This is a genomic window from Dolichospermum sp. LEGE 00240 (genome assembly GCF_015207875.1).
GTDB classification, from domain to species: Bacteria; Cyanobacteriota; Cyanobacteriia; order Cyanobacteriales; family Nostocaceae; genus Dolichospermum; species Dolichospermum gracile.
In genome coordinates, this window is record NZ_JADEVZ010000167.1 from 1 (window position 1) to 1,187 (window position 1,187).

Genomic DNA, 1,187 nt, shown 5'->3' on the forward strand with positions numbered 1-1,187 from the left:
GGGATAAGTTAAGTTCAGTTTATAGATATTCAAACCAACTGGATAAAGCCTTAGCAGCCATAAATAAAGCCATTCAACTCCAGCCGAATAATCCTAATTTGTATAATGAGAAGTATGCAGTTTTAAGTGATTTAAAAAAATATAAAGAAGCAGCAGCAGCGATAAATAAAGCCATTGAACTTAGTCCCCGTGCAGGATTTTACAACAACCGGGGAATTGTCCGTAATGAATTAGGAGATAAGCCAGGAGCAATAGATGATTACAACCTAGCTATCAAGATTAATCCTAACTATGCCCAAGCCTACAACAACCGGGGAATTGTCCGTGATGATTTAGGAGATAAGCCAGGAGCAATAGATGATTACAACCTAGCTATCAAGTTTAATCCTAACTATGCCAATGCCTACTACAACCGGGGAATTGTCCGTGATGATTTAGGAGATAAGCAAGGAGCAATAGATGATTACAACCTAGCTATCAAGATTAATCCTAACTATGCCGAAGCCTACAACAACCGGGGACTTGTCCGTAATGATTTAGGAGATAAGCCAGGAGCAATAGATGATTACAACCTAGCTATCAAGTTTAATCCTAACTTAGCCCAAGCCTACTACAACCGGGGACTTGTCCGTAATGATTTAGGAGATAAGCCAGGAGCAATAGATGATTACAACCTAGCTATCAAGTTTAATCCTAACTTAGCCCAAGCCTACTACAACCGGGGAAATGTCCGTGATGATTTAGGAGATAAGCCAGGAGCAATAGATGATTACAACCTAGCTATCAAGTTTAATCCTAACTTAGCCCAAGCCTACTACAACCGGGGAATTGTCCGTAATGAATTAGGAGATAAGCCAGGAGCAATAGATGATTACAACCTAGCTATCAAGATTAATCCTAACTATGCCCAAGCCTACAACAACCGGGGAAATGTCCGTAATGAATTAGGAGATAAGCCAGGAGCAATAGATGATTTCAACCTAGCTATCAAGTTTAATCCTAACTATGCCAATGCCTACTACAACCGGGGAATTGTCCGTAATGAATTAGGAGATAAGCCAGGAGCAATAGATGATTACAACCTAGCTATCAAGATTAATCCTAACTATGCCGAAGCCTACAACAACCGGGGACTTGTCCGTAATGAATTAGGAGATAAGCAAGGAGCAATAGATGATTACAACCTA

Annotated in this window: 1 protein-coding gene; it reads left to right on the plus strand. The window is 40.2% G+C overall.

What is annotated here, in order from left to right:
- Positions 1–1,187 (plus strand): tetratricopeptide repeat protein (locus tag IQ226_RS24780; protein WP_193899787.1); only part of this gene is annotated, 1,187 nt, incomplete at both ends.